The sequence below is a fragment of the Paenibacillus farraposensis genome, from assembly GCF_020736845.1.
GTDB lineage: Bacteria > Bacillota > Bacilli > Paenibacillales > Paenibacillaceae > Paenibacillus > Paenibacillus farraposensis.
In genome coordinates, this window is the sequence record NZ_JAFFQR010000108.1 from 1 (window position 1) to 342 (window position 342).

The following is a 342-nucleotide window of genomic DNA, read 5'->3' on the forward strand; positions in this document are numbered from 1 at the left end:
GCGGCGTATCGCCGGGATTACCGTCTGAGCCAGTTCCCGGTACGGCTGCTGCAACTGGCGAGCTTCTCCTTCGACGTGTTCGTCGGCGATATCGCACGGGCGCTCTATAACGGCGGCACGATGGTCATCTGCCCGAAAGATGACCGGATTGATCCGAGCCGTCTGCATGGCTGGATTCGCGATTACCAGATTACCGTGTTCGAATCGACACCAGCCCTGATCGTACCGTTTATGCAGCATGTGTACGAACACGGACTGGACATGAGCAGTCTGGAATTGCTGATCACCAGCTCGGACAGCTGCAGCGTCACGGACTACCGGGTGCTGCAGGAACGGTTTGGC

General features: G+C 58.5%; 1 protein-coding gene. It reads left to right on the forward strand.

What is annotated here, in order from left to right; translation table 11 throughout:
* The coding region (locus JO375_RS18435) for an AMP-binding protein (protein WP_229525838.1) at nucleotides 1-342 on the forward strand (342 nt) is incomplete at both ends.